This is a genomic window from Flavobacterium sp. SORGH_AS_0622 (genome assembly GCF_030818825.1).
Classification (GTDB): domain Bacteria; phylum Bacteroidota; class Bacteroidia; order Flavobacteriales; family Flavobacteriaceae; genus Flavobacterium.
Genome location: NZ_JAUTAX010000001.1, coordinates 4,829,898 through 4,855,518, shown reverse-complemented (window position 1 = coordinate 4,855,518; position 25,621 = coordinate 4,829,898). Strand labels below are relative to the sequence as shown.

Here is a 25,621-nt window from a genome sequence, read left to right as displayed (position 1 = left end):
TAAAATACCTAACAGGTTTTAAAAAACCTGTTAGGATAAACTAACATCTAGAATTATTAACCAATGAAAAACTCAAAACTAACCGCATTATTTTCTGCCTTAATGTTTGGATTTATTGCAGTGCCAAAAGCCTCAGCACAAATTCAAAATGCAGAAGTGTTAAATGCACCAATTGATATCAGTAAAGATTTTCAGAATTATCTGAACACTTTTTATTTCGCAGATGAATTGGCATCTTTTGATCCTGCAACGGGAAAAGGAACTATAAAATATTTGAGATACAATTATAAAACACGTCAGGCATTCAACAATATGATGATGAAACCAGATGTGGAAAAAGCAAACGAATTTCCAACCACAGAATATGAAGAATCTCCTGTTTTGCCATTCGAAATTCAGTTTGTTTCTGATCGAACAGTTAGAATCAAAACGACTTCTGGACCGCAATTTCATCCGCAAAAGGAATCATTGATGCTGGTTGACGGCGTTGCGCCAAATCACCCGGAATTATGGAAATATTCTAAAATCGAAGGCGGTCACAGTTATACAAGCAAACACGGAAGAGTTGAAATTTTGACAAAACCTTGGCACGTAAAAATTTACGATGAAAAAGGAAAATTGCTGACAAGCACGCTTCATGATACCGATTTTAAAAATACGTATACACCAACACTTCCGTTTTCTTATGTTCGCAGAAATAGCGATTACTCCAGAAGTATGGGCGCGGCGTTCAGCTTAGAACCGGACGAAAAAATATTTGGCTGTGGAGAATCATTCACACAATTCAATAAACGCGGTCAAAAAGTAGTTTTATGGACAGATGACGCAAACGGAATCCAAAATGAAACGATGTACAAACCGATTCCGTTTTACATGAGCAGCCGCGGTTACGGCGTTTTCATGCACCATTCTACACCAATTACAGTTGACTTTGGAAAGTATTTTTCTAGTGCCAACGAAATGTATATTGGCGATGACGAAGCTGATTTGTTTTTCTTTATCGGAGAACCAAAAGACGTTTTAGATCAGTATACTAATTTGACTGGAAAAGCTGCGATGCCGCCTCTTTGGTCTTTCGGTTTCTGGATGAGCCGTATCACGTATTTCTCAGAAAAAGAAGGAAGAGATGTAGCAAGAGATTTGCGTAAATACAAAATCCCAACCGATGTTATTCATTTCGATACAGGATGGTTTGATGTAGATTGGAGAAACAACTACGAGTTTGCAAAATCTCGTTTCCCAGACGCAACAAAAATGATGTCTGATTTAAAGAAAGACGGTTTCCAAGTTTGTTTATGGCAATTGCCGTATTTCACGCCAAAGAATACTTTGTTTCCAGAAATCATGGAAAAAAACTTAGCCGTAAGAGATAGAAAAGGAAATCTTCCTTACGAAGATGCGGTTTTAGATTTCTCAAATCCAGAGACGATTTCTTGGTATCAAGGCAAATTGAAAAAATTATTTGATGAAGGTGTTGCGGTTTTCAAAGTTGATTTTGGAGAAGCGGCACCGCCAGACGGAATTTACCATTCTGGAAGAACTGGTTTTTACGAGCACAATTTATACCCGTTACGTTACAACAAAGCCGTTGCAGAAATTACACAGAAAGAAAAAGGTTATACTTTAATCTGGGCGAGAAGCACTTGGGCAGGATCGCAGCGTTACCCATTACATTGGGGAGGAGATTCTGAAACTTCAAACGGAGCAATGTCGGCAGAATTACGCGGCGGACTTTCATTAGGTCTTTCTGGTTTCAGTTTCTGGAGTCATGACGTTGGAGGTTTCGCAACAAAATCTCCTGAGAATATTTACAGAAGATGGACGCCATTCGGAATGTTTACATCTCACGTAAGAAGCCACGGAGAACCTCCGCGCGAGCCTTGGCTGTACAGCAAAGAGTTCTTAGAAGGATTTAGAAAAGCAGATAATATGCGTTATGAATTAATGCCATATATCTATGCTCAGGCAAAAGAAAGTTCTCAAAAAGGATTACCAATGATGCGTGCTTTATTTGTAGAATATCCAAACGATCCGGGAGCTTGGTTAGTTGACAATCAATATTTATTTGGTTCAAGTATTTTAGTGGCACCGCTTTTTGAAGAGGTTGAAGAAAGAGACGTTTATCTTCCAGAAGGAACTTGGATCGATTACCAAACTAAAAAAGTATACCAATCGGGATGGCATAAAATTAAAGCTGGCGAAGTGCCAATTGTAGTTTTAATTAAAGACGGAACAGCAATTCCACACATCGGTTTAGCGCAGTCTACAAAAGATATGGATTGGAGCAAGCTGACATTAAAAGTTTATGTAAGCGATAAAACTACTTCGGCAACAGCTAAAGTATTTTTACCAGAAGGCGATGCAGTACAAGAAATAAAAGTGACTAAAAACGGAAACAATTTTGATGTAACTGCAAATCCATTAAACGGAAAAACCACTTTTAAAACAGAGTGGATTAAATAAAAAAGTTAGCCACGAATTACACGAATTTCCACGAATTAAATTGGTGATAATTGGTGTAATTAGTGGCAAAAAAACCACAGATTAAAGGATTAAAAAGATTAAAATAAAATCTGCAAAAATCTGCAGAATCTGCATGAAAAAATCATAAAGAAAAATCCTTTTTAATCCTTTAAATCAGTGGCAAAAAAATATAATACCAAAAAACATGAAAAACTATCTAATTCTCCCAGCCGTTTTGTTTTCAGTAGCAATGGGCTATAGTCAGAAAAACAAAAACGCTTACGAACTGGCATCGCCAAACGGACAAAATAAAATCAAATTTGAGTTAGTAAAAAACGCTCCAAAATATGCCGTTTCACACGGAAAAACCGAAGTAATAACACCTTCTGATTTAGGGTTTTTACTAAAAGGAAATGAAGATTTAAGTTCAAATTTTGAAATTAAGGGAGCAAAAACTTCTTCGTTTGATGAAACTTGGGAACAAGTTTGGGGAGAAAAGAAAAATATCAGAAACAATTACAATCAGTTGGTTGTTGATTTACAGCAAAAAACTGGAAACAAAAGAAAATTACAAATCCAGTTCCGTGCTTTCGACGATGGAGTGGCGTTTCGATATGTCTATCCAAAACAAAATGTAAAAGACAGTATTTTCATCATGGATGAAAAAACAACATTTAACCTAAAAGAAGATGGAAAAGCATGGTGGATTCCGGCAAACAGAGAAAACCGTGACGAATATCTTTTTAAAGATGCGCCGGTAAGCACACTAGATACCGTTTTAACTCCATTAACAATAGAAAGTAAAAGCGGATTGGCTCTAAGTTTTCACGAAGCAAACTTGATCGATTTTGCAAGTATGACTTTGGTAAACAATAAAGGAACAGAATTAAAATCGGATTTGGTGCCATGGCCAGATGGTGTAAAAGTTCGTGTAAAAGATACTTTCACCTCTTCTTGGAGAACCATTCAAATTGGAGAAAATCCAGGTGAACTGATCACATCATATTTGGTTTTAAACTTAAACGAACCAAACAAATTAAAAAACACAAACAGTTATTTCAAACCTTATAAATATTTAGGAATCTGGTGGGGAATGCACATTGGAAAATACACGTTCTGGGAAAGCGACAAGCAAGGTGCAACAACAAAACATGCCGAAGAATACATCGACTTTACAGCAAAAGAAGGTTTCAACCATTTATTGATCGAAGGATGGAATAAAGGATGGACGCCAGGATGGTACGAAAACCGTATGCACATGTTCAGCTTCACGAAAAGCGCGGACAATTTCGACCTTGAAAAAGTTGTAGCATATGGAAAAAGCAAGAACATCGAATTAATTGGATATCACGAAACAGGTTCAAACTTAATTAACTACTTAAAAGAAGTTGACGAAGGTTTTGCTTTATACAAAAAACTAGGAATTCATACCGTAAAAATCGGTCACGTAGGTTCTAAATTGAATATGAAACAAATGCACTTCGGACAATTTGGAGTAAACTATTTCAGATACATTTTAGAAAAAGCAGCACAATATGATTTAGCAGTTTTATACCACGAGTCAATAAAAGATACAGGAGAAAGAAGAACTTTTCCGAACATGGTTTCCAGAGAAGCAGCACGCGGACAAGAATATAACGCATGGAGCGAAGGAAATCCGCCAAACCATTTAAGTATCATTCCATTTACAAGATTACTTTCTGGGCCGATGGATTTTACACCTGGAATTTTCGATGTTGAGGTAAAACAAGGTTACCCAGGAAAAAGAATCCAAGGAACGGTGGGTCAGCAATTGGCATTGTATGTAGTGCTTTATTCTCCAATTCAAATGCTGGCAGATCTTCCAGAAAATTACGAAGGAAAACCAGCTTTACAATTCTTAAAAGATGTTCCAACTGATTGGGAAGACACTAAAATTGTAGAGGGAAAAATTGGCGAATACATTACAACAGCAAGAAAAGACAGAAACAGTGCCGATTGGTATTTAGGGACTTTGACCAATGAAAAACCAAGAAATGTAGAAGTTTCATTATCATTCCTAGATCCAAATGCAACTTACGAAGCACAGATTTATGTAGATGCTGAAGGAACAGATCAAACACACAATCCAGAAGCAGTGGCAATTTCGAAGAAAACAGTAAAAGCTTCAGATAAATTACAATTGAAATTAGGCGGAGCTGGCGGTGGTGCAGTAAGATTCAAAAAATTATAATCATTATGTTATCCTAACAGGTTTTCAAAACCTGTTAGGTATCAATATTATATCATAACTAAACGCTTTTTAGATTGGTTGAAATATACCTAACAGGTTTTCAAAACCTGTTAGGATAGTAAAAAAAACATTTCCAGATGAAAAAACTTTTAATAGCAGCAGTTTTAATTACTTCAGTCCATTTGATGGCTCAAGACCGAACGATAAAAGTAGATTACAACAAATCGGCTGGAAAATTAAACACCATGTTTAAAGAATGCATCGGTGCGGGAAGAGCAAACGAAGGTTTGAGAGCCGACTGGCAGCAGCAATTAGCATTGGTTAAAAAAGAATGCGATTTTAAATACATTCGTTTTCATGGTTTGTTGTCTGATGATATGGCGGTTTACCGTGAAGATTCAAAAGGAAATCCAGAATACAATTACCAATACGTAGATGTTTTGTTTGATTATATTGTGAGTCTGAAAATGAAACCTTTTGTTGAATTAGGCTTTATGCCGAATGCATTGGCAAGCGGAAAAGAAACTATTTTTTGGTGGAAAGGAAATGTGACACCTCCAAAAGATTATAAAAAATGGGAAGATTTAATCAAAAATCTAACTGCACATTTTACAGAACGTTACGGAGTTGAAGAAGTAAAAACATGGTATTTTGAAGTTTGGAACGAACCGAATTTATCTCCAGGTTTTTGGACAGGAACTCAGGCAGAATATTTCAAATTGTACGATTACGCAGCCCGCGGTGTAAAAGCAGTAAACAAAGATTACAAAGTCGGCGGACCAGCAACAGCAGGAGCAGGATGGGTTCCTGAAACAATCGATTTTTGTGCTAAAAACAACGTGCCGATGGATTTTGTTTCGACACATACTTACGGTGTAAACCAAGGATATTTGGATGAATTCGGGACTTCTGGAACCGTTTTAAGTCCAGACGAAAACAGTATTAGCGGAGACGTTATTAATTCGCGTAAGCAGATTACCAATTCGGCTAAACCCAATTTAGAACTGCATTACACAGAGTGGAGTTCTTCTTACACGCCAGCAGATCCAATTCACGACAGTTATCATTCGGCAGCTTATATTCTGCAGAAATTAAAACAAGTCGGCAATGCAGCAAACTCCATGTCGTATTGGGTTTTTACGGATATTTTTGAAGAACCAGGGCCAAGATTTACGCCTTTTCATGGCGGTTTCGGATTGTTGAATACGCAGGGAATTAAAAAGCCAGCTTATTTCTCTTATCAGTTTTTGAATAAATTGGGAGAAACAGAACTTCAAAATTCGGATAAAGCTTCGTGGACTTCTAAAAATGCAAAAGGCGATGTACAAGTTTTACTTTGGGATTTTACCAATACACATCCGGGCGAGAAAGTTTGGAATCAAACCTATTACGTTCAGGATCTTCCATCAAAAGAAAAAGGAAAAGTAAAGGTTGAAATTGACGGAATGCAGAAAGGAAAATATACTTTAGAAATCTATAAAGTAGGTTACAAAGTAAATGACGTTTATGCAGATTATCTGGCCTTAAATAAACCAAGTCAGTTGACGCGTGAGCAGGTAAATTCTATGAAAAAGAAAAATAACGGCAATCCAATTGCAACAGAAAAAATAACAATTGATGCAAAAGGAACGTTCAGCAGAGAATTCAAAATCAATGAAAACGACGTTGTTTTTCTAAATTTGATAAAACAATAGACAAAAAACCACAAACATAATATTAACGGTATTTAAAGATCATGTGTGAGGAATCAAAAATCTTTAAATCTAAAACACCTAACTATCTATGAAAAACAAAATGATATTCCTTTCGGCAGCTCTTGTTTTTGCATTGTTTACTTCTTGTAAAAATGATGCGCAGACAACAGCGTCAAATACAGCAGAGACAGAAGAATACGTAGGAAAAAGAAATAAGCACAGATCATGATGCTGAAATCGACAAACTGATTTCGCAGATGACATTAGAAGAAAAAATCGGAATGCTTCACGGGAACAGTATGTTTGCTAATGCGGGCGTAAAACGTTTAGGAATTCCAGAATTAAAAATGGCCGACGGTCCGTTAGGAGTTCGTGAAGAAATTTCACGCGACAATTGGGCTCCAGCGGGATGGACAAACGACTTTGCAACTTATTATCCTGCAGGAGGAGCTTTGGCAGCAACTTGGAACGCAGAAATGGCGCATACTTTTGGAACCAGTTTAGGAGAAGAATTACGTGCAAGAGACAAAGACATGTTACTTTCGCCGGCCATCAATATGGTGAGAACACCGCTTGGAGGAAGAACATACGAATACATGTCTGAAGATCCGTTTTTGAATAAAAAAATCGCCGTGCCGTTGATTGTTGGTTTACAAGAAAAAGATGTAATGGCGTGTGTAAAACATTACGCAGCAAACAATCAGGAAACGAATCGTGACTTTGTCGATGTACAAATTGACGAGCGTACACTTCGTGAAATTTACCTTCCAGCTTTTGAAGCTTCAGTAAAAGAAGCAAAAGCATATAGTATAATGGGCGCTTACAATAAATTCAGAGGCGAATATTTATGTGAAAACGATTATATGCTGAATAAAATCCTTCGGGACGAATGGGGATTTAGAGGAATCGTAGTTTCAGATTGGGCAGCGGTGCATTCTACAGCAAAAGCCTTAAAAAATGGTTTGGATATTGAAATGGGAACACCAAAACCATTCAATGAATTTTTCTTAGCCGATAAATTAATTGCAGCCGTTAAATCGGGAGAAGTTTCTGAAAAAGAAATTGATCTTCACGTAAAACGTATTTTAAGAACGCTGTTTCAAGTAAAAGCAATGGGCGGCGGAACTCGTGCAAAAGGAAGCATCGCAACAGAAGAACATTACCAAGACGCATATAAAATTGCTGCAGAAGCAATCGTGTTGTTGAAAAACGATAATAATGCATTACCATTAAAACTAGACGGAGTAAAATCTATTGCTGTTATTGGAAACAATGCAACAAAGAAAAACGCTCTAGGCGGATTTGGTGCTGGAGTGAAAACAAAAAGAGAAGTTACGCCTTTAGAAGGTCTAAAAAACAGACTTCCTTCATCGGTTAAAATCAATTATGCTGAAGGATATTTAGAGCGTTACGATGAAAAAAACAAAGGAAACTTAGGAAATATTACAGCTAACGGTCCAGTAACCATCGATAAATTAGACGATGCAAAAGTACAAGAAGCAGTAGAAGCAGCTAAAAACTCTGATGTGGCGATCATTTTTGCAGGTTCAAACCGTGATTACGAAACAGAAGCATCAGATAGAAGAGATTTGCACTTGCCTTTCGGACAAGAAGAATTAATCAGAAAAGTTACTGCTGCTAATCCTAAAACTATTGTAGTAATGATTGCCGGTGCTCCTTTTGATATTAACGAAGTAAGCCAAAAATCTTCTGCTTTAGTTTGGAGCTGGTTCAATGGTTCTGAAGGTGGAAATGCTTTGGCAGATGTAATTTTAGGAAAAGTAAATCCGTCAGGAAAATTGCCTTGGACAATGCCTAAACAATTGAAAGATTCTCCTGCACATGCAACAAACAGTTTCCCTGGAGATAAAACGGTAAATTATGCTGAAGGAATCTTAATTGGATACCGTTGGTTTGATACTAAAAATGTGGCTCCTTTATATCCTTTTGGTTACGGATTATCATACACAACTTTTGCGCTTGATAATGCAAAAGCAAATAAAGAATCTTACGCTCAAAATGAGGTAATTGAAGTTACTGTTGATGTTAAAAACACTGGAAAAGTAGACGGAAAAGAAGTAGTGCAATTATATACTTCAAAATCAGATTCTAAAATCACTCGTGCAGCACAGGAACTAAAAGGTTTCAAAAAAGCTTCTGTGAAAGCAGGAGGTTCTGAAAAAGTAACTATTAAAGTACCAGTAAAAGAATTGGCTTATTACGATGTTGCATCTAAAAAATGGACAGTTGAGCCAGGAAAATACACTATTAAATTGGGAACTTCTTCAAGAGATATTAAAAAAGAAATTCAAGTAACAGTAAAATAACCGCTGTTTCTTTTTGATAAAATCTAACTATAATTAACGCCAGCCCTTTTAAAGCTGGCGTTGATTTTAACCACCAAACCAAATAAGATGAAAAATACAATTAAAGATTACTTGTTAAGCTTCGCCATGTGTTTTGCTTTTTTAGGAGTTTTAGCCTGTAGTTCTGAGAAAGAAGATACAAATCCTGTATCCATAAAGACAGTTGTTTCGAGCATTAATAAAATTGATTTTGAAAGTAAAGAAACTACAGTTGAGATTACTATTAATTCTAATGCAACAAATTGGACTTTAAGTAATCCCGCAAGTTGGATAAAATTAAGTCAAGCAGTTGGGACTTCAGGAAGCACGATTGTAAAAATTACGGCTTCAGAAAATGTAGATACAGCAGTACGAAATACAGTATTGAAATTAACTTCTACAGAAGGGAATGCTTCAGAAATTTTGATTTCTCAGGCAGCAGGAAGTTTGTACCCAAGTTATAATACGAATCCAATTGCGGCAGATGCCTCTGGAATGGGAAGTTCAGCAGTTGAATTGGCAGCTAAGATTAAACTCGGATGGAATATCGGAAATACTTTGGAAGCAACTGGAGGTGAAACCGCTTGGGGAAATCCAAAAGTTACCAAAGAGCTGATTGATGCTGTAAAAGCAAAAGGTTTCAATGCGATCCGTATTCCGTGTTCTTGGAATCAGAATTTAGAAAATGCTTCAACGGCAAAAATTAAAACCGAATGGCTGAACAGAGTGAAAGAAGTAGTGCGATACTGCGTGGATAATGATATGTATGTTTTGGTTAATATTCATTGGGACGGCGGATGGCTGGAAAACAATATTACCGAAGCTAAAAAAGTAGAAAACAACGCCAAACAAAAAGCTTTTTGGGAACAAATCGCAACACATTTAAGAGGTTTCGATGAGCATTTGCTTTTTGCAAGCGCCAACGAACCAGCGGTTGAAGATGCTGCTCAAATGGCGGTTTTAACTTCTTACCACCAAACTTTTATTGATGCAGTTCGTTCAACTGGAGGAAAAAATGCTTCTCGTGTTTTAGTCGTTCAAGGGCCGACAACAGATATCGAAAAAACAAACAAATTAATGACTACATTGCCAGTAGATAAAGTAACTGGCAGAATGATGGTCGAAGTGCATTATTATTCGCCTTGGAACTTTGCTGGTTTAACCAAAGATGAGACTTGGGGTAAAATGTTTTATTATTGGGGAACTGGTTTTCACTCTACAACCGATACAGAACGAAATGCCACTTGGGGAGAGGAAGCAGATTTGGAGAAAAACTTCAAATTAATGAAAACGCAGTTTGTAGATAAGGGAATTCCAGTTTTATTGGGAGAATTTGGAGCAATCCGAAGAACAACTTTAACGGGAGACGCTCTGACTTTGCACTTAAATTCAAGAGCTTATTATTTAAAAACAGTGGTAAAAACAGCAAAAGCAAACGGATTATTACCATTTTATTGGGATGAAGGAAGCATGGGAAACAACGGTTTCGGAATTTTCAATAGAAGCAATAATACTGTTTTTGATACTCAGGCTTTAAACGCCTTAATAGAAGGATTACAATAATAAATGTAGTTAACCACATAAGTGATATAAGTAAATTTAAACACAATATTAAATTAAAACTTAAATAACTTATATCACTTATATGGTTCAAAAAATATTTAAATTAGAAAAAATGAAAAAGAGTTTACTATTTATTTTTCTGATAATTAGTGTTTTGTCAAATGCTAATGTGAGAATGCCTTTAATATTCTCTGACGGAATGGTGCTTCAAAGAGACAAGCAAATCCCGATTTGGGGTTTTGCAGATCCAAATGAAAGTGTAGAAATTCACTTCAACAAACAAATTAAGAAAACACAAGCCGATAAAAACGGAAAATGGACAGTAAATTTAAGTCCAGAAAAAGCTGGTGGACCATTTGAATTAATCATTATTGGAAAAAATAAAATCACAATCAAAAATGTTTTGGTCGGCGAAGTTTGGATTTGCAGTGGTCAGTCGAATATGGAATTTCAGGTTTATAAAACCATGAATGCCGAAAAAGAAATTGCAGATTCTAATTATCCAATGATTCGTCATTTTGGTGTCGCCCAAGATTTAAGCGGCACTCCAAAAGACGATTTGAAACAAGGAAAATGGGAAGCAGCAAATAAAGAAACGGTTGGCAATTTTACAGCAGTGGGTTATTATTTCGCTAGAAAATTGTATGCAGAATTAAAAATCCCAATCGGAATCATCAATACTTCTTGGGGCGGAACAAACGTAGAAACCTGGACAAGCCGTGAAGCTTTTCAAAACAGCCCAGAATTCAAGGCCATGATTGCAGATGTTCCAGTGGTAGATATTTATTCGGTTTTTGAAATTTATAAGAAATCGGTTTTAGACAATCTTAAAAAGGTACAAGGTTTTGATGTTTCTCTTGAAAATGAAAATCAATTCAAAGATCTAAATTTTCAGGATAAAAACTGGCCGGAAATAAAAGTGCCTTCGCTTTGGGAAAATCAGCAGATTGGAAATATTGATGGAATTGTGTGGATGCGAAAAACAATTGTTTTAACAGCAGAACAAGCCAAAAAGGAAGCTGTTTTGCATTTAGCAAAAGTTGACGACGAAGACAAAACTTATGTCAATGGAGTTGAAGTTGGAACGAATAATCTTTGGGACAAACTACGAGTTTATAAAATTCCTGCAAATGTCTTGAAAGAAGGTACCAACGTAATAGCAGTTAGAATTACAGATTACAGCGGCGGCGGCGGAATCTATGGCGATCCAACTGATTTAAAAATCGATTTTAAAGACACAAACCTTCCGCTTGACGGACTTTGGAAGTTTAATGTTGTACAGGTAAAAATTGCAATTTCGCCAAACAGTTATCCTTCATTATTGTACAATGCCATGGTAAATCCGTTGGTTCCTTATGCGATGCAGGGCGTTTTGTGGTATCAGGGCGAAGCTAATGTTTGGAGAGCAGCAGAATATAAAAAGTCATTTCCGTTAATGATCAACGATTGGAGAACTAAATTCAAACAAGGAGATTTTCCTTTTTACTTTGTTCAATTGTCAACTTTCGACGAATTTGGGGGTAACAGTCAAAAAGGAAGCCGTTGGGCAGAACTTCGCGAAGCACAATCTGAAACTTTAAAATTGAAAAATACCGGAATGGTGGTTACAACCGATATTGGTAACGCAAAAGACATTCACCCAACAAACAAACAAGATATCGGTTTGCGTTTGGCGGCAGTTGCGATGAACAATATTTACGGTAAAAAGCAAGTTCACAGCGGGCCAACTTATAAGTCTCAAGAAATAAAAGGAAATCAGATCATTTTGACTTTTGATAACATTGGCAGTGGGCTATCAACGCCAAATAACGATGAATTAAAAGGCTTTGAAATAGCGGGTGCAGACAAAGTTTTTCATTCAGCGAAAGCGATAATTAAAGACAACAAAATCATTGTTTCAAGCGATAAAGTTCAAAATCCTGTAGCAGTTCATTACGGCTGGGCAGATGATGATACGGCAATCAATCTTTTCAATAAAGAAAAATTCCCTGCATCACCTTTCCGAACCGATAATTGGGAAATGATTACGGCGAATGAAAAATATAAGGTGAGTAAATAGTGATTAGTACTTAGTGAATATTAATTACTCCTTAGTAATTAGTGAGAAGTAAAAGGTAATTTGAACGGTTTTCGAAACTTGTTTGAATGAAAATAAATTAAAATGTTCCGTTAGGAACAATTCATCGGTAGAACGGATGAAATCCGTTGTAAAAAATTAACAATGCAATATTGTTCCGTAGGAACATCTGATTTCTATCCTAACAGGTTTCCAAAACCTGTTAGGTATGACATAGATTTTTATTAGTTTTAGATATTCAATAAATACCTAACAGGTTTTAAAAACCTGTTAGGATAAGATAATACAGATATGATAAAAAAAACATTTCTCATCTTACTTCTCACATCTTACTTTACAAACGTTTCTGCGCAATCTAAAAATGTTTTATGGTACAAGCAGCCTGCAGAATTCTTTGAGGAAAGCTTAGTTTTAGGAAATGGAAAAATGGGAGCAACCGTTTTTGGAGGCGCCAATTCGGATAAAATTTATTTGAATGATATTACGCTTTGGTCGGGCGAACCCGTAAATGCTAATATGAGTCCAGATGCGTATAAAAACATTCCAGCAATTCGGGAAGCTTTAAAAAACGAGAACTATAAACTGGCTGAAGAATTAAATAAAAAAGTTCAGGGAAAAAATTCAGAATCTTATGCTCCTTTGGGAACATTAGAAATCAATAATTCCGAAAAAGGAAAAGCAGTAAATTATCATCGGGAACTGGATCTTTCGAACGCGATTTCAAAAGTAAGTTACGAAATGGCCGGCATAAAATATACGCGTGAATATTTTGTTTCGGCTCCAGATCAAATAATGATCATCAAATTGACAGCCGATCAAAAAGGCGCTTTGAATTTTGATGTCAATTTAAAAAGTCTCTTAAAGTCAAATGTTGAAGTAAGAAACAATATTTTGGTTCTAACAGGTTCTGCGCCAATTCATGAAAATGCTGGATATACCGTTTTACCAAAATATTTAGACATAAAAGAAAGAGGAACAAGATTTACGACTTTAATCCAAATCAAAAAAACTGATGGAAAAGTTACAAGTTCGAGAGAATCTTTAAGTTTAAAAGATGCAACAGAAGCTATTATTTATGTTTCTGTTGCCACAAGTTTTAATGGTTTTGATAAAAATCCCGCAACAGAAGGTTTAGACGATGTGTCAATTGCATTGCAAAATTTAAACAAAGCGTATGCAAAACCATTCGATAAACTAAAAGAATCCCATATTGCCGATTATCAAAAATTCTTTAATCGTGTAAATTTAGATTTAGGAAAAACAACCGCTCCAGATGTACCAACAGACGAACGTTTATTGCGCTACGCTGACGGAAAAGAAGATAAAAATCTAGAAATTTTGTATTTCAATTTCGGACGTTATCTGCTAATTAGTTCGTCAAGAACTTTGGGCGTTCCGGCCAATTTGCAAGGACTTTGGAATCCGCATTTGAGTCCGCCTTGGAGTAGTAATTATACCATGAATATTAATCTGGAAGAAAATTATTGGCTGGCAGAAAACACCAATCTTTCCGAAATGCATTCGTCACTTTTGAGTTTCATTAAAAATCTTTCGGTAACAGGAAAAATTACGGCTAAGACTTTTTATGGAGTAAATAAAGGCTGGGCAGCGGCACATAACTCAGATATTTGGGCAATGACCAATCCAGTTGGGCAATTTGGAAAAGAAGACCCAATGTGGGCTTGCTGGCCAATGGCGGGCGCTTGGTTGAGCACACACATTTGGGAACATTACACTTTTACACAAGATTTAGCCTATTTGAAAAAAGAAGGATATCCGTTAATGAAAGGCGCAGCCGAATTTTGTTTGGGCTGGCTTGTAACAGATAAAAACGGCAATCTTATTACATCGCCTTCGACTTCGCCAGAAAATCAATATAAACTGGCAGATGGTTTTGTCGGAGCGACTTTATACGGCGGAACAGCCGATTTGGCTATGATTCGTGAATGTTTTGATAAAACGATAAAAGCTTCAAAAGTACTGAATACAGATGCTGATTTTAGAGCAAAATTAGAAACAGCGCTTGCAAAGCTTTATCCGTATCAAATTGGTAAAAAAGGAAATCTTCAGGAGTGGTATTTTGATTGGGATGATAATGATCCAAAACACCGCCATCAATCGCAGTTATTTGGACTTTTCCCTGGCGATCACATTACGCCTATAAAAACACCTGATTTGGCTGAAGCTTCAAGAAAGACTTTAGAAATAAAAGGCGATGAAACTACAGGCTGGTCAAAAGGCTGGAGAATTAATCTTTGGGCGAGACTTTGGGACGGAAATCGTGCTTATAAAATGTATCGTGAATTACTTCGCTATGTTGATCCCGATGGAAAGAAAACAGAAAAACCAAGAAGAGGAGGAGGAACATACCCGAATTTATTCGACGCGCATCCGCCATTTCAAATTGATGGTAATTTTGGAGGCGCAGCGGCGGTTGCCGAGATGTTGGTGCAGTCTGATGAAAATGAAATTCGATTATTGCCTGCTTTACCAGATGCTTGGTCAGAAGGTTCTGTAAGCGGTATCTGCGCAAGAGGAGGATTCGAAATTGAAATGACTTGGAATAATAAAAAACTGGAAAAAGTAATTATTTCTTCTAAAAATGGAGGAAAAACAACTTTGATTTATGGAGATAAAAAACAAGAAATTGTTTTGAAAAAAGGAGAAAACCTAGAAATCAAATTCTAAATAGTATTTTTAGAAAAGTTTCGGAGAAGCGAAATATTTATAGAAAAAATATTATCTAGATTGTAAAAAAGCTCCAGAGCAGCGAAATATATGGTCGCTCCGCTGGAGCTTTTTTACATTCGCACGATTTAAATTTCTATAAATATTTTGCCTCTCTGAGGCATTATTGAAATCAGTAAATTATTAAAAAATAAGAAACCCGACAGTCTCGAAGCCTCGGGATAAAACCTGTCGGGTTTGAGATATGAATTATTCTTTTTCAGATTCAGAAGTTTCTTTTTCTTGTGGTTTTTCAGAATGTTCCTTTTTAAAAGTCTCGTACCATTTTTCAATCGACGGATAAACAAAAGCAGCAACTTTCTTTACTGGATTATAAAAAATATAATTGTCTAAAGTTTCTTTTTTAGCGAAAGTATTATTGAAGTTTATTTTTTCAAACAAAGCGATAAAAATACTTAGAATAAGAATGGTTTTTAAAACCCTGAAAAGACCTCCTCCTAATTTGTTCATCCAGCCAAGCATGGCAAAATCGGCAATTCCGGTTAATATTTTGGCTAGAAAATAAACACCAATTACAACTAGAATAAAAGTTAAGATAAAAGCCGTAAGCTGAATATTTGTTGGATTCCAAGAAACATGTTTTGAAATCATTCCAGTCATTAAAGAAGAAAATTTAATGGCAAGATAAATTCCTAATAATAGCGAAATAAAAGAAGCAACTTCTACAAAAAGTCCATTTTTAATTCCTTTGTATAAACTAAAAGCCAGAAGTGCGGCAACAATAATATCAAAAAAACTCATTATTTTGGTGTATTAAATAAAGGCGCAAATATATGTTTTTTTAAGGTTCAGAGGTGCAGAGAGACAAAGGTTCATGACTTTGATGGCAAATGTAATTTTATGTGTTTAATTTTTTTTAGGCACATTGAATTTGAACTATGTATCTTTGCAAATCAAATTTAGAATACAGATTGTAATTCTGCCCCCCTTCAGAATTGAATTTTTGAGCAATCTTATCTAAAATCAACAATCTAAAATCATACAATGTCTAGAGATACACAATTAAAAGAGCGATGGGAAAAGCTCGTTGAAATACTATCTAATCAGTTTTCGCAAGGCGAAGATTTAGATTTGGATGCCATTATTTACCTAATAGGAGTTCAGGAGCTCGGAAAATTGCACCGCGAATTCAAAAAAGATGAAAAACTCAACCTAATGCACATCGCCATCTGCAGACTGCTTGAGCCTTACGGATTTTATGAATTCGATTTTTTTGACGCTGAAGGATGGCCGCATTACAAAGTAAAAGAAGAATTGCCGCCATTAAAAGCAGGAGAACAATCGGTTTTAATGAAGGAAGCAATTGTAAATTATTTTTTAGAAAGAAAACTTATTGAATAGTCCCGACACTTCGGGATTAGTTTACAGTTGCAGTCTCAGTTTTCAGTGTTTGAGACTGTAAACTGTCACTGAAAACTGAGACTAAAATTAAAAAAATGTGCAGATACGCTATGACATCTTATAAACCTCATTATGCTTGTTTTAATTGTCGAAAAACATTTAAAAGAAGATTGATGAGTGATATTAAAAAAGGAGAAAAATCCGTTTTTGAAGCCAAATGTCCAGAGTGTGCAGAATTAATGGCGAGTATGGGACTAGATTTTGAATCGCCTAAAAAAGACGATGTCAAAAAATGGAAACATCTTAAAAGCTTATATTCAGTTGGAATTACATTTCATTCCTGTGGCTGCAGCGGCCCAGGTTATATTCCGAATTCAAAAGAAAAAATAATTGAATATTTTGAAGAGATTAAAAAAAGATATCTTGAAAATATGGATTTTTGGCGCACTAGAATCGAACCCACAACAAAACAAGAAAAAGAACGGGATTTAAATAAAAACGGGCATAAATTAAGCAGTATTTCTCCTAATTACAAAAAGGAAATAGTAACCAATCAAGAAGGTTTAGATTATTGGCATGTAAAGATTAAACAAGTTGAAGAAAAGTTAAATCTCATAAAATAATTTACGGAAAACCTAAAACTGCGACTGTGACTGCACACTTTAAACTAAAAACACTAAATTTGTATCTCAATTATTGAAGGAAAATGATAGATAAGATAAAACAACATATAGAGGAAGCCAAAGCCTTTAATGATAAAAATAAAGAATCTTTAGAACAATTCCGTATTAAATATTTAGGCAGTAAAGGTTTATTGAAAGAACTTTTTACTGAATTTAAAAATATTCCAAACGATCAGAAAAAGGATTTTGGACAGGTTATAAATACTTTAAAAGCGGTTGCCGAAGAAAAAGTAAGAGTTATTCAGGAAGAACTTGAAAGCAAAGAGGAATCAAAAGGTATTTTTGGTGATTTGACTCGTGCTGCAGAACCAGTAATTATTGGTTCGCGCCACCCGATTTCTATCGTTAAAAATCAGATTATAGATATTTTTGCTAATATCGGATTCAATGTTTCTGAGGGACCAGAAATTGAAGACGACTGGCATAACTTTACGGCATTAAATTTACCAGAATACCATCCGGCGCGTGATATGCAGGATACATTTTTCATTCAGACTAATCCTGATGTGTTATTGCGTACGCATACGTCATCAGTTCAGGTGCGTTATATGGAAAATCACAAACCGCCAATTCGTACAATTTCTCCAGGACGTGTTTTCCGTAACGAAGCAATTTCATCTCGTTCTCATTGTATTTTCCATCAAGTGGAAGGATTGTACATTGATAAAGATGTATCTTTTGCCGACTTGAAACAGACATTACTTTATTTCACAAAAGAAATGTTCGGAAAATCTAAGATTCGTCTTCGTCCGTCTTATTTCCCATTTACAGAGCCAAGTGCTGAAATTGATATCTATTGGGGTTTAAAAACCGAAACCGATTACAGAATCACAAAAGGAACTGGATGGCTTGAAATTGGAGGCTGCGGAATGGTAGATCCAAACGTTTTGAAAAATTGTGATATCAATCCAGATGAATTCAACGGTTTTGCTTTCGGAATGGGAGTAGAGAGCGTATTGCAATGCTTTTATACCAAATTGGAGATATCCGTATGTTCTATGAAAACGATGTTCGTTTCTTAGAGCAGTTCAAATCAAATATATAATTTGCAATTTTAGATTTTAGAATGTAGATTTTAGATTATTCTGTTGTCAAATGTAATGTCATAATATAATAAACCTTTGTTGAAGTTTAGGCTTTGACAAAGGTTTTAAAGCTTTTAATAAAAATGAAAAAAGATATAATAATTCCAGAAGTTGAAAACGTATTTCTTGCCGCAGTGCAGGAATGGAGCGACGATTTTATGGAAAAAGTATGGTACGCTTATTTAGTTAATGATAGTGACTTTAACTTAGACAGCGTTATGGTGGTTTCAAAAGCATTTGGAACTATCGATGGCGAAATGAAAAAAACTTCAATTCTACGTCATGCTTTTGTTGAAGTTCCCGCTGTTTCTGTGGTGAAAATCGAAATGATAGAAAAAAGTCTTTTAGTTTTGAACAACGAATTTATGGTGACATTCTTCATTGGAAACACTTTATACGATAAGAAATTCATTTTCAAATCGAACTTAATCAACGAAAACAATACGGAAGAAGTGCCGATTCTTTTTGTTGAAGGTGTGATGGTGAAGTAGAGTGCTAAAGAAGCAAGAAGCAAGAGGATAGAATTAAGAGAATAGAATAAAGAAGAAAGAGCCAAGACTGAAATTCAGTTTGGCTCTTTTTTATTTCAGTATTTTTTTCTTTTGCCTCTTTATTCTTGCTTCTATTTTCTAAAATTTAATCTAAAGATTCCGTTAATTTCTTGAAAACCGTTTTTGCATCTTTCCCTTCGTACAGAACAGCGTAAACAGCGTCGATAATTGGTGTTTTTGCTCCGTAGCCTTGATTTAGTTTATACGCACTTTTTGTTGCATAATAACCTTCTGCAACCATGCTCATTTCCATCATGGCACTTTTTACAGTATATCCTTTTCCAATCATATTTCCGAACATTCTGTTTCTAGAGAAAACAGAATAACCTGTAACTAATAAATCGCCTAAATAGGCAGAGTCATTAATGTTACGTTTCATTTTATGTACTTTACGGATGAATTTTTTCATTTCACGGATTCCGTTACTCATCATTACCGATTGGAAATTGTCTCCATATCCTAAACCGTGAGCGATTCCGGCAGCAATTGCGTAAATATTTTTTAGCATTGCCGCATATTCAGTACCAATAATATCATCTGAAATTTTGGCTTTAATATAATTTCCTGAAAGTGATTTTGCAACAATGCAAGCTTTTTCTGGATCTCCGCAGGCAATTGTTAAGTACGAAAGTCTTTCTAAAGCAACTTCTTCTGCGTGGCAAGGACCAGTGATAACTCCAATATTATAATAAGGAATATCATATTGAATATGAAAATGCTCACCTACAATTAAACTTGTCTCTGGAACAATTCCTTTAATAGCAGAAAAAATAATTTTATCAGCCAAAGAAACAGTCATATTTTTTAATTCCGCATCTAAAAAAGCAGATGGAATGGCAAAAATGATATAATCTGCGTATTCAATTGCTTCATTTATGTTATTGGTCAATTTAAGCTTATTGGTGTCAAATTCAACAGAACTTAAATAATTTGGATTGTGTTTGTATTTCTGAATATGTTCGATCGCAGAATCATTACGCATGTACCACGCAATTTCTGAAAGATTAACGCATAACATTTTTGCAATTGCCGTTGCCCAGCTTCCTCCTCCAATTACTGCAAATTTTAATTTTTCGCTCATTATTTTAATAATTTAAGACAAAAGTACTTAATAATGTGCTAATAAAGCAAAGACTGATTTAAGAAATTTATCAAATGATTCTTCTGTACATTTTGAGATAACATTAAAAGAGTTGAATTTCAGGATATATTTCGTCTCTTAAAATTAAAATTCCTCTAAAAATATTTTTTTAAAGTAAATTCTTTCAATTTAAATGTATGGTTAAAGAAAATTAAAAAAGGTAAATAATCGAAAAGCCTGAATATAAAGGGAATTAGTATTGTGAATCTAATTTAAATGAAAAAATATTTTGATCCTACACAATAAAACATGAAAAGGCACGTTGTAAGTTTTTATAAATTAGAATTTTAATGAATTTAAAAAGAATTGAGTTAGTTAGTTTTGTTTTAGTATTTTAAAAAGGCGTTCCTAAACTTGTTAAGAACGCCTTTTTTAATGAAATTCCAATAAAAAAATCCAAATTCCAAAAGTAGATTGGAATTTGGATTTTTTTAAATTTGGATTTATCTTTAGTAAGAAAGCTCCACAATCGATTTTACTTTATCTAAAGTTACCAATTGGTTTTCGCCTAAGCCTTTCCAGCCTCTTTCGTCAAAACGATTTACGATAAAATCTGCAGTATTGGAATAATCTTGTGTGTATTGAGAAAGTTTGGTATCCATTCCCATTGTATGGAAAAACTCAACTGTTTTGTTAATTGCTTCTTTTGCCACTTCTTCATCAGAACCAGAAAGATTAAAAATACGTCTTCCGTATTGGGCTAATTTTCCTTTTTTAGTTTCAAACATTACATTGTACAAACTTGGACCAATAATTGCCAAAGTTCTTGCGTGATCAATTCCATAAAGTGCTGTTAATTCGTGGCCAATCATGTGAGTTGCCCAATCGCTTGGAACGCCTTTTTGAATCAACCCGTTTAGAGCCATAGTACAGCTCCACATAAAGTTAGAAGCCAAAGTATAATCTGTTGGATTTTCGACAACTCCTGGGCCAACTTCAATTAAAGTCTGTAGAATTCCCTCTGCAATTCTGTCTTGGAGAAAACCTTCGTGTGGATAAGTTAAATATTGCTCCATTACGTGGGTATAAGCGTCTACAACTCCGTTCTGAATTTGTCTTTTTGGTAAAGATGCAATTACATTTGGATCGCAAATTGAGAATACTGGAAATAAAGCACTTCCGCCAGAAGCTAGTTTTTCTTGAGTAGCTTCGATTGTTACCACGTATCCAGAATTCATTTCGCTTCCTGTTGCTGGGAGAGTCAAAACAGTCCCAAAAGGCATAGCATTTTCTTTAATTAGAATACGTTTTAGCAGAATATCAATCGGGTTTCCTTCAAAATTAACTGCTGCTGAAATAAACTTTACACCGTCAATAACAGATCCTCCACCTACGGCCAGAATAAAGTCGACTTTTTCTGCTTTGATAACATCAACCGCTTTCATTAAAGTTTCAAAATGCGGATTTGGTTCAATGCCGCCAAATTCAACAATTTCAAAACCTTTTAAGTTAGCGATTACTTGATCGTAAATTCCGTTTTTAAAAATACTTCCGCCACCGTACGCCAAAAGAATTTTAGCGTCTTTTGGAACTAAAGTCGAAAGTTTCGCAATTTGTCCTTTCCCGAAGATTAAATTCGTCGGATTATATAATTCAAAGTTGAGCATTTTTTTTAGGGTTCTAAGTTGCTAAGATTCTGAGGTTATAAGGTTTTCCTTTTTAGGCTTAGCAGCATGTTATTTAATTTTTTTAACATTCTGGGTTGCAAAGATTCTGAGCTGCTAAGCCCCAAAGTTTGTAAAACCTTAGCATCTTAGCACCTCAGAATCTCAGAACCTTTATTTCAATTCTTGTAATAATTTTCCAGCTACTAGTTTAGACGATGCAGGATTTTGACCTGTAATCAAAAGTCCGTCTGCAACTGCATAAGGCTGCCAGTTTTCACCTTTAGAAAATTTAGCACCATTTTGTGTTAAAGCATCCTCCAATAAAAACGGAACCACTTTTGTCAAACCAACCGCTTCTTCTTCTGTATTGGTAAAACCAGTTACTTTTTTACCTTTTACCAAGTATTCACCTTTAACTTTTACGTTTTTCAAAACCGCAGGAGCATGGCAAACAAAAGCTACTGGTTTATTATTCGTATAAAAAGCTTCGATTAAAGCGATAGAGTTTTTGTCTTCAACTAAATCCCAAAGCGGACCGTGTCCTCCAGGGTAGAAAACAGCATCGTAATCTTTTTGGTTAACGGTTGAAAGTTTTAAAGTATTTTTTAATTTTTCCTGTAAAGTTTTATCAGCGCCAAAACGTTTCGTGTCTTCAGTTGCTGATGCAGGATCTGCACTTTTCGGGTCAATTGGCGGCTGTCCTCCAAGCGGAGAAGCAATTGTAATTTCAACTCCTTGATCTAACAATTCATAGTAAGGCGCAGCAAATTCTTCTGACCAAAATCCTGTTTTTTCTCCTGTATTGCCCAGTTTATCGTTACTGGTTACAACAAATAATACTTTTTTCATACTTTTTTTATTTGATTTTTGCGCCACAGCAGAAATGCCTGTCGCTGTAAATGCAATTATTGCGAGTAAAGCTATTTTTTTCATAATATTAAATTTTAAACAAATTTACGGCTTAAGTGATATCAGTAAAAATAAAATAAACTATGTTTGTTATAAATAAATTTATGTCATGGTAAATCTAGAATGGTACAGAACATTTAAAGCAGTTTATAAAAACGGTAATTTTTCGGTAGCGGCAAAGGAGTTATTTATGAGCCAGCCTGCCGTAAGTCAGCAGATTTCAATGCTCGAAGCGCATGTTGGTAATAAATTGTTTAATAGAAAATCAAAAGGCGTTGAACCAACCGAATACGCTAAGTTACTGAATAATTTGATTATAGATGCGCTAGATCGCCTCGAAAGTGTCGAAGCTGGTTTCAGGGCAAAAGCCGAAGATGCGAATAGATTGATTTCGGTTGGAATTTCAAAACATCTTTTTAATTGCGTTGGAGATCTTCTTATTTCAAAGTTTGATTTGATCGATTTTACTTTTGCAGAAAACGATGAACTTTTTGCCTTAGTAGACGCCAAAAAACTTGATTTTGCCATTACCACAAAAAGGTTTGATACATTTGATACGACTTATGAAATTGTCGGAAAAATTAAATTGATAATGGTTGCCCCGACAAATTTGGACATAACAGATTTCCGCCAGAAATTAAAAGCAGACAATTTTACCGAAATAGAACAATGGCTGAACGGACAGAAATGGTACAGTCATGATGCTAGAATTCCGCATATAAAATTATTTTGGCTTCATGCTTTTAATAAAAAAAGACCGTCTATGGTGCCTAATTATATTATTCCATCAGAATCTGAGATGTTGAAACTTCTCTCTAAACATGATGGAGTAGCAGTAACATGGAATTGTAATGCGAGAAAATTAATAAAAGAAAATAAATTGCAATTGTTATGGAACAGTTTTCACGTTCCAGAGGAGTTTGTGTATTTATTAGCGCCCAAGAATAATAATTTGAAATCTTTTTTTGATATTATTGAGAAAGAACTCAAAATGTTCTTCGGCAATAGAATGTAGTTTTTTGTTTGCGATTTCGAAGTATTCAATAAAGCAATAACTTTGAGTAAATTAAACTCCTATAAATAAGATTGATTATGAGAAAGATAACAACCATTTTAGTACTTGTTACAGTTTTGTTTATTAGTAATTCATGCAGTAAACATGACGATGAAGTAATTATTGATTGTCTAGCGGAATCTATTTACATTAAAATACATAATTCTACAGATACTAGTAATCCGAAATTAATGAATTATTCCGTTGAATATACTGGAACAGGAACGCTAAGTTCTGTAAAATGGAGCTTTGGAGATGGAACTGTGGCAACAGGAGCTGCGGTTACGCATACTTATGCTGCTGCTGGCGAATATACAGCAACGGCTGCGGTAACAATTAAAAAAGACGGTTCAGAATGTACTTCCAGTCCAAAACGAACGGTTACAATAAATTAGAATAAGAAGATAAAAGATACTACTTATGAGCCAATTTTATAATTTAAGCTTTTGCATTAGATTATAAAATTGGCTCTCATTCGTTATATTTGTTCGATATGATTTTATAATATGAAAGAATTACAAAATATTAGAATAGCTGTAGATGCTATTGTTTTTGGTTACAAAAGCAATGGTTTGTATGTGCTTTTAATCCAGCAGCAATTTGGTTCTTCAGAAAAATATTGGGCTTTGCCAGGCGGTTTAGTTCAAGATAATGAATCTTTGAGTGATGCAGTTATTCGGGAATTGCATGAAGAAACAAATGTACAGCTAACTTTTATGGAGCAATTGTACACTTTTGGAGATGATATTAATCGAGATTCTAGAAATCGTGTTATTTCTGTTGCTTATTATGCATTGGTTGACGCTTCAAACTTAGAAATTAAAGCTAATACTGACGCCGAAAAAGTGCAATGGTTTAAAATTGATGAAATTCCGCCTTTGGCATTCGATCATAATTTAATCTTAGAAAAAGGAATTCAGAGACTAAAAGCAAAGCTGACTTACGAGCCAATTGGTTTCGATTTACTTCCTGAAGAATTCTTGTTTTCTGATCTCGAAAATCTGTATTGTACCATTTTAGAAAAAGAAATTGATCGACGAAATTTCAGAAAAAAAATACTCAGCTACGGTATTTTAGAACAAACAGAAAATTTTTCGCCCATAAAAACAGGTCGTCCTGCCAAACTTTTTAGGTTTAATAAGTTGAAATATAACGAATTAACTAAAGAAGGTTTTCACTTCGAAATAAAGTTTGCGTAATTTTTACACAAAATAAATTGTTTATTTAAAATTTAATCCTACATTTGCGTATAATTAACGCAAACTAAAAAACTATGATACTAAATCTCGACCCCAAATTCGCTCCTTTTCAAAATCAGGAAGAAATCAAATTTCAAAGTTTTACTTTCTCTGGAGGAGAACCACACATTAAAATCAATCCGGATTTCGACAGAAATCAGAAAATAACAATCACGCACCGATTAAATTCATTCAATGATTTAGGTTTATTGTGCATTACAGTTGATGCATTGCGAAGAATGGACGTAAAAATTATCGATCTCTTTATTCCGTATTTTCCAGCTGCGAGACAAGATCGTGTTATGATTCCGGGCGAACCTTTATCTGTAAAAGTGTATGCCGATATCATAAATGCTTTACAATTGAATAAAGTTTTTGTTTTTGATGCACACTCTGAAGTGACTCCAGCCTTATTGAATAATTCTACTGTAATTCCAAACTATACTTTTATTAGAGAAGTATTAAATAGAATTGGTGAAAACGTAAAACTAATTTCTCCAGACGGTGGCGCACTTAAAAAAATCTACAAAGTCTCTGAATTTTTAGGAGGTGCTGAAGTTGTAGAATGCAGTAAAAGTCGCGACGTAAAAACCGGAAAACTATCTGGATTTAAAGTCTATGAAGACGATTTAAACGGAATCGATTGTTTAATTGTAGATGACATTTGCGACGGTGGCGGGACTTTTGTTGGTTTGGCTGAAGAATTAAAAAACAAAAATGCCGGCAAATTATACTTAGCCGTAAGCCACGGAATTTTTAATAAAGGTTTTGAAGTTTTAAACTGCTTCGATGCCATTTTTACAACCAATTCAGTAAAAGACTTTGAAGGCGAAAGCGTTCACGTGATAAAGTTAGATCAACTAATTTGAGAAGTTTCAAGTTTCAGGTTTCAAGTTCTTGACGTAACCTG

The 25,621-nt window shown here is 35.0% G+C and carries 19 protein-coding genes and 1 pseudogene; 16 read left to right on the top strand and 4 right to left on the bottom strand.

Annotation, left to right across the window (positions count from 1 at the left end; all coding sequences use genetic code 11):
- Nucleotides 1-63: 63 nt before the first annotated feature.
- The 8 genes from QE431_RS20890 to QE431_RS20855 all read left to right on the top strand — a co-directional run bounded on the left by QE431_RS20890 (nt 64) and on the right by QE431_RS20855 (nt 15,042).
- Nucleotides 64-2,463, top strand: a complete 2,400-nt coding sequence (locus QE431_RS20890; RefSeq protein WP_307299930.1) for an alpha-xylosidase — start codon at nt 64-66, stop codon at nt 2,461-2,463.
- A gap of 205 nt (nt 2,464-2,668) precedes the next feature.
- Nucleotides 2,669-4,675: a glycoside hydrolase family 97 protein gene (locus QE431_RS20885; protein ID WP_307299927.1), complete on the top strand. Its 2,007-nt coding sequence runs from the start codon at nt 2,669-2,671 to the stop codon at nt 4,673-4,675.
- Nucleotides 4,676-4,812: 137 nt separating this feature from the next.
- Nucleotides 4,813-6,369, top strand: a complete 1,557-nt coding sequence (locus QE431_RS20880; RefSeq protein ID WP_307299924.1) for a glycoside hydrolase — start codon at nt 4,813-4,815, stop codon at nt 6,367-6,369.
- A gap of 88 nt (nt 6,370-6,457) precedes the next feature.
- Nucleotides 6,458-6,598, top strand: a complete 141-nt coding sequence (locus QE431_RS20875) for a hypothetical protein (RefSeq protein ID WP_307299922.1) — start codon at nt 6,458-6,460, stop codon at nt 6,596-6,598.
- Between the two features lie 28 nt (nt 6,599-6,626).
- Nucleotides 6,627-8,696, top strand: a complete 2,070-nt coding sequence (locus QE431_RS20870; protein WP_307299920.1) for a glycoside hydrolase family 3 C-terminal domain-containing protein — start codon at nt 6,627-6,629, stop codon at nt 8,694-8,696.
- Nucleotides 8,697-8,783: 87 nt separating this feature from the next.
- Nucleotides 8,784-10,277, top strand: coding sequence for a cellulase family glycosylhydrolase (locus QE431_RS20865; protein ID WP_307299916.1), 1,494 nt, complete (start codon nt 8,784-8,786; stop codon nt 10,275-10,277).
- A gap of 112 nt (nt 10,278-10,389) precedes the next feature.
- Nucleotides 10,390-12,336, top strand: a complete 1,947-nt coding sequence (locus QE431_RS20860) for a sialate O-acetylesterase (protein WP_307299914.1) — start codon at nt 10,390-10,392, stop codon at nt 12,334-12,336.
- Between the two features lie 309 nt (nt 12,337-12,645).
- Entirely contained in the window at nt 12,646-15,042 is a 2,397-nt protein-coding gene (locus QE431_RS20855; RefSeq protein WP_307299911.1) for a glycoside hydrolase family 95 protein, read from the top strand.
- A 249-nt stretch (nt 15,043-15,291) separates the two neighbouring features.
- Here the strand turns inward: QE431_RS20855 and QE431_RS20850 are convergent, their stop codons facing one another.
- On the bottom strand, nt 15,292-15,843 hold the full coding sequence (locus tag QE431_RS20850; RefSeq protein WP_307299909.1) for a CvpA family protein: 552 nt from the start codon (nt 15,841-15,843) through the stop codon (nt 15,292-15,294).
- Between the two features lie 243 nt (nt 15,844-16,086).
- Between QE431_RS20850 and QE431_RS20845 the strand changes: the two genes are divergently transcribed.
- The 4 genes and pseudogenes from QE431_RS20845 to QE431_RS20830 all read left to right on the top strand — a co-directional run bounded on the left by QE431_RS20845 (nt 16,087) and on the right by QE431_RS20830 (nt 18,702).
- Nucleotides 16,087-16,443 (top strand): hypothetical protein, encoded by a 357-nt coding sequence (locus tag QE431_RS20845; protein WP_057115259.1) that lies wholly within the window; start codon nt 16,087-16,089, stop codon nt 16,441-16,443.
- Nucleotides 16,444-16,616: 173 nt separating this feature from the next.
- Entirely contained in the window at nt 16,617-17,066 is a 450-nt protein-coding gene (locus QE431_RS20840; RefSeq protein ID WP_307299907.1) for a hypothetical protein, read from the top strand.
- 83 nt (nt 17,067-17,149) lie between these two features.
- Nucleotides 17,150-18,171 (top strand): annotated as a pseudogene (locus QE431_RS20835) (phenylalanine--tRNA ligase subunit alpha).
- A gap of 123 nt (nt 18,172-18,294) precedes the next feature.
- Nucleotides 18,295-18,702, top strand: coding sequence for a hypothetical protein (locus QE431_RS20830; RefSeq protein ID WP_057115256.1), 408 nt, complete (start codon nt 18,295-18,297; stop codon nt 18,700-18,702).
- Nucleotides 18,703-18,847: 145 nt separating this feature from the next.
- Here QE431_RS20830 and QE431_RS20825 read toward each other — a convergent pair whose 3' ends face one another.
- From QE431_RS20825 to QE431_RS20815, 3 genes are all read right to left on the bottom strand, one after another.
- Nucleotides 18,848-19,843, bottom strand: coding sequence for an NAD(P)H-dependent glycerol-3-phosphate dehydrogenase (locus tag QE431_RS20825; protein WP_057115255.1), 996 nt, complete (start codon nt 19,841-19,843; stop codon nt 18,848-18,850).
- A 509-nt stretch (nt 19,844-20,352) separates the two neighbouring features.
- Nucleotides 20,353-21,510, bottom strand: coding sequence for an iron-containing alcohol dehydrogenase (locus QE431_RS20820; RefSeq protein WP_307299903.1), 1,158 nt, complete (start codon nt 21,508-21,510; stop codon nt 20,353-20,355).
- Between the two features lie 171 nt (nt 21,511-21,681).
- Nucleotides 21,682-22,443 (bottom strand): type 1 glutamine amidotransferase domain-containing protein, encoded by a 762-nt coding sequence (locus QE431_RS20815; RefSeq protein WP_307299902.1) that lies wholly within the window; start codon nt 22,441-22,443, stop codon nt 21,682-21,684.
- Between the two features lie 85 nt (nt 22,444-22,528).
- Between QE431_RS20815 and QE431_RS20810 the strand changes: the two genes are divergently transcribed.
- From QE431_RS20810 to prs, 4 genes are all read left to right on the top strand, one after another.
- Nucleotides 22,529-23,434, top strand: coding sequence for a LysR family transcriptional regulator (locus tag QE431_RS20810; protein WP_134142760.1), 906 nt, complete (start codon nt 22,529-22,531; stop codon nt 23,432-23,434).
- A gap of 77 nt (nt 23,435-23,511) precedes the next feature.
- On the top strand, nt 23,512-23,868 hold the full coding sequence (locus tag QE431_RS20805) for a PKD domain-containing protein (protein ID WP_307299899.1): 357 nt from the start codon (nt 23,512-23,514) through the stop codon (nt 23,866-23,868).
- Between the two features lie 111 nt (nt 23,869-23,979).
- Nucleotides 23,980-24,672 (top strand): NUDIX domain-containing protein, encoded by a 693-nt coding sequence (locus QE431_RS20800; RefSeq protein WP_307299898.1) that lies wholly within the window; start codon nt 23,980-23,982, stop codon nt 24,670-24,672.
- Between the two features lie 74 nt (nt 24,673-24,746).
- Nucleotides 24,747-25,580, top strand: a complete 834-nt coding sequence (prs, locus tag QE431_RS20795) for a ribose-phosphate diphosphokinase (protein WP_307299894.1) — start codon at nt 24,747-24,749, stop codon at nt 25,578-25,580.
- Nucleotides 25,581-25,621: the final 41 nt, after the last annotated feature.

What these genes read in the sequence shown, in the direction of transcription:
- QE431_RS20890 (WP_307299930.1), top strand. Translation starts at nt 64, where the DNA reads ATGAAAAACTCAAAACTAACCGCATTATTTTCTGCCTTAATGTTTGGA.
- QE431_RS20885 (WP_307299927.1), top strand. Translation starts at nt 2,669, where the DNA reads ATGAAAAACTATCTAATTCTCCCAGCCGTTTTGTTTTCAGTAGCAATG.
- QE431_RS20880 (WP_307299924.1), top strand. Translation starts at nt 4,813, where the DNA reads ATGAAAAAACTTTTAATAGCAGCAGTTTTAATTACTTCAGTCCATTTG.
- QE431_RS20875 (WP_307299922.1), top strand. Translation starts at nt 6,458, where the DNA reads ATGAAAAACAAAATGATATTCCTTTCGGCAGCTCTTGTTTTTGCATTG.
- QE431_RS20870 (WP_307299920.1), top strand. Translation starts at nt 6,627, where the DNA reads ATGACATTAGAAGAAAAAATCGGAATGCTTCACGGGAACAGTATGTTT.
- QE431_RS20865 (WP_307299916.1), top strand. Translation starts at nt 8,784, where the DNA reads ATGAAAAATACAATTAAAGATTACTTGTTAAGCTTCGCCATGTGTTTT.
- QE431_RS20860 (WP_307299914.1), top strand. Translation starts at nt 10,390, where the DNA reads ATGAAAAAGAGTTTACTATTTATTTTTCTGATAATTAGTGTTTTGTCA.
- QE431_RS20855 (WP_307299911.1), top strand. Translation starts at nt 12,646, where the DNA reads ATGATAAAAAAAACATTTCTCATCTTACTTCTCACATCTTACTTTACA.
- QE431_RS20850 (WP_307299909.1), bottom strand. Translation starts at nt 15,843, where the DNA reads ATGAGTTTTTTTGATATTATTGTTGCCGCACTTCTGGCTTTTAGTTTA.
- QE431_RS20845 (WP_057115259.1), top strand. Translation starts at nt 16,087, where the DNA reads ATGTCTAGAGATACACAATTAAAAGAGCGATGGGAAAAGCTCGTTGAA.
- QE431_RS20840 (WP_307299907.1), top strand. Translation starts at nt 16,617, where the DNA reads ATGAGTGATATTAAAAAAGGAGAAAAATCCGTTTTTGAAGCCAAATGT.
- QE431_RS20830 (WP_057115256.1), top strand. Translation starts at nt 18,295, where the DNA reads ATGAAAAAAGATATAATAATTCCAGAAGTTGAAAACGTATTTCTTGCC.
- QE431_RS20825 (WP_057115255.1), bottom strand. Translation starts at nt 19,843, where the DNA reads ATGAGCGAAAAATTAAAATTTGCAGTAATTGGAGGAGGAAGCTGGGCA.
- QE431_RS20820 (WP_307299903.1), bottom strand. Translation starts at nt 21,510, where the DNA reads ATGCTCAACTTTGAATTATATAATCCGACGAATTTAATCTTCGGGAAA.
- QE431_RS20815 (WP_307299902.1), bottom strand. Translation starts at nt 22,443, where the DNA reads ATGAAAAAAATAGCTTTACTCGCAATAATTGCATTTACAGCGACAGGC.
- QE431_RS20810 (WP_134142760.1), top strand. Translation starts at nt 22,529, where the DNA reads ATGGTAAATCTAGAATGGTACAGAACATTTAAAGCAGTTTATAAAAAC.
- QE431_RS20805 (WP_307299899.1), top strand. Translation starts at nt 23,512, where the DNA reads ATGAGAAAGATAACAACCATTTTAGTACTTGTTACAGTTTTGTTTATT.
- QE431_RS20800 (WP_307299898.1), top strand. Translation starts at nt 23,980, where the DNA reads ATGAAAGAATTACAAAATATTAGAATAGCTGTAGATGCTATTGTTTTT.
- prs (WP_307299894.1), top strand. Translation starts at nt 24,747, where the DNA reads ATGATACTAAATCTCGACCCCAAATTCGCTCCTTTTCAAAATCAGGAA.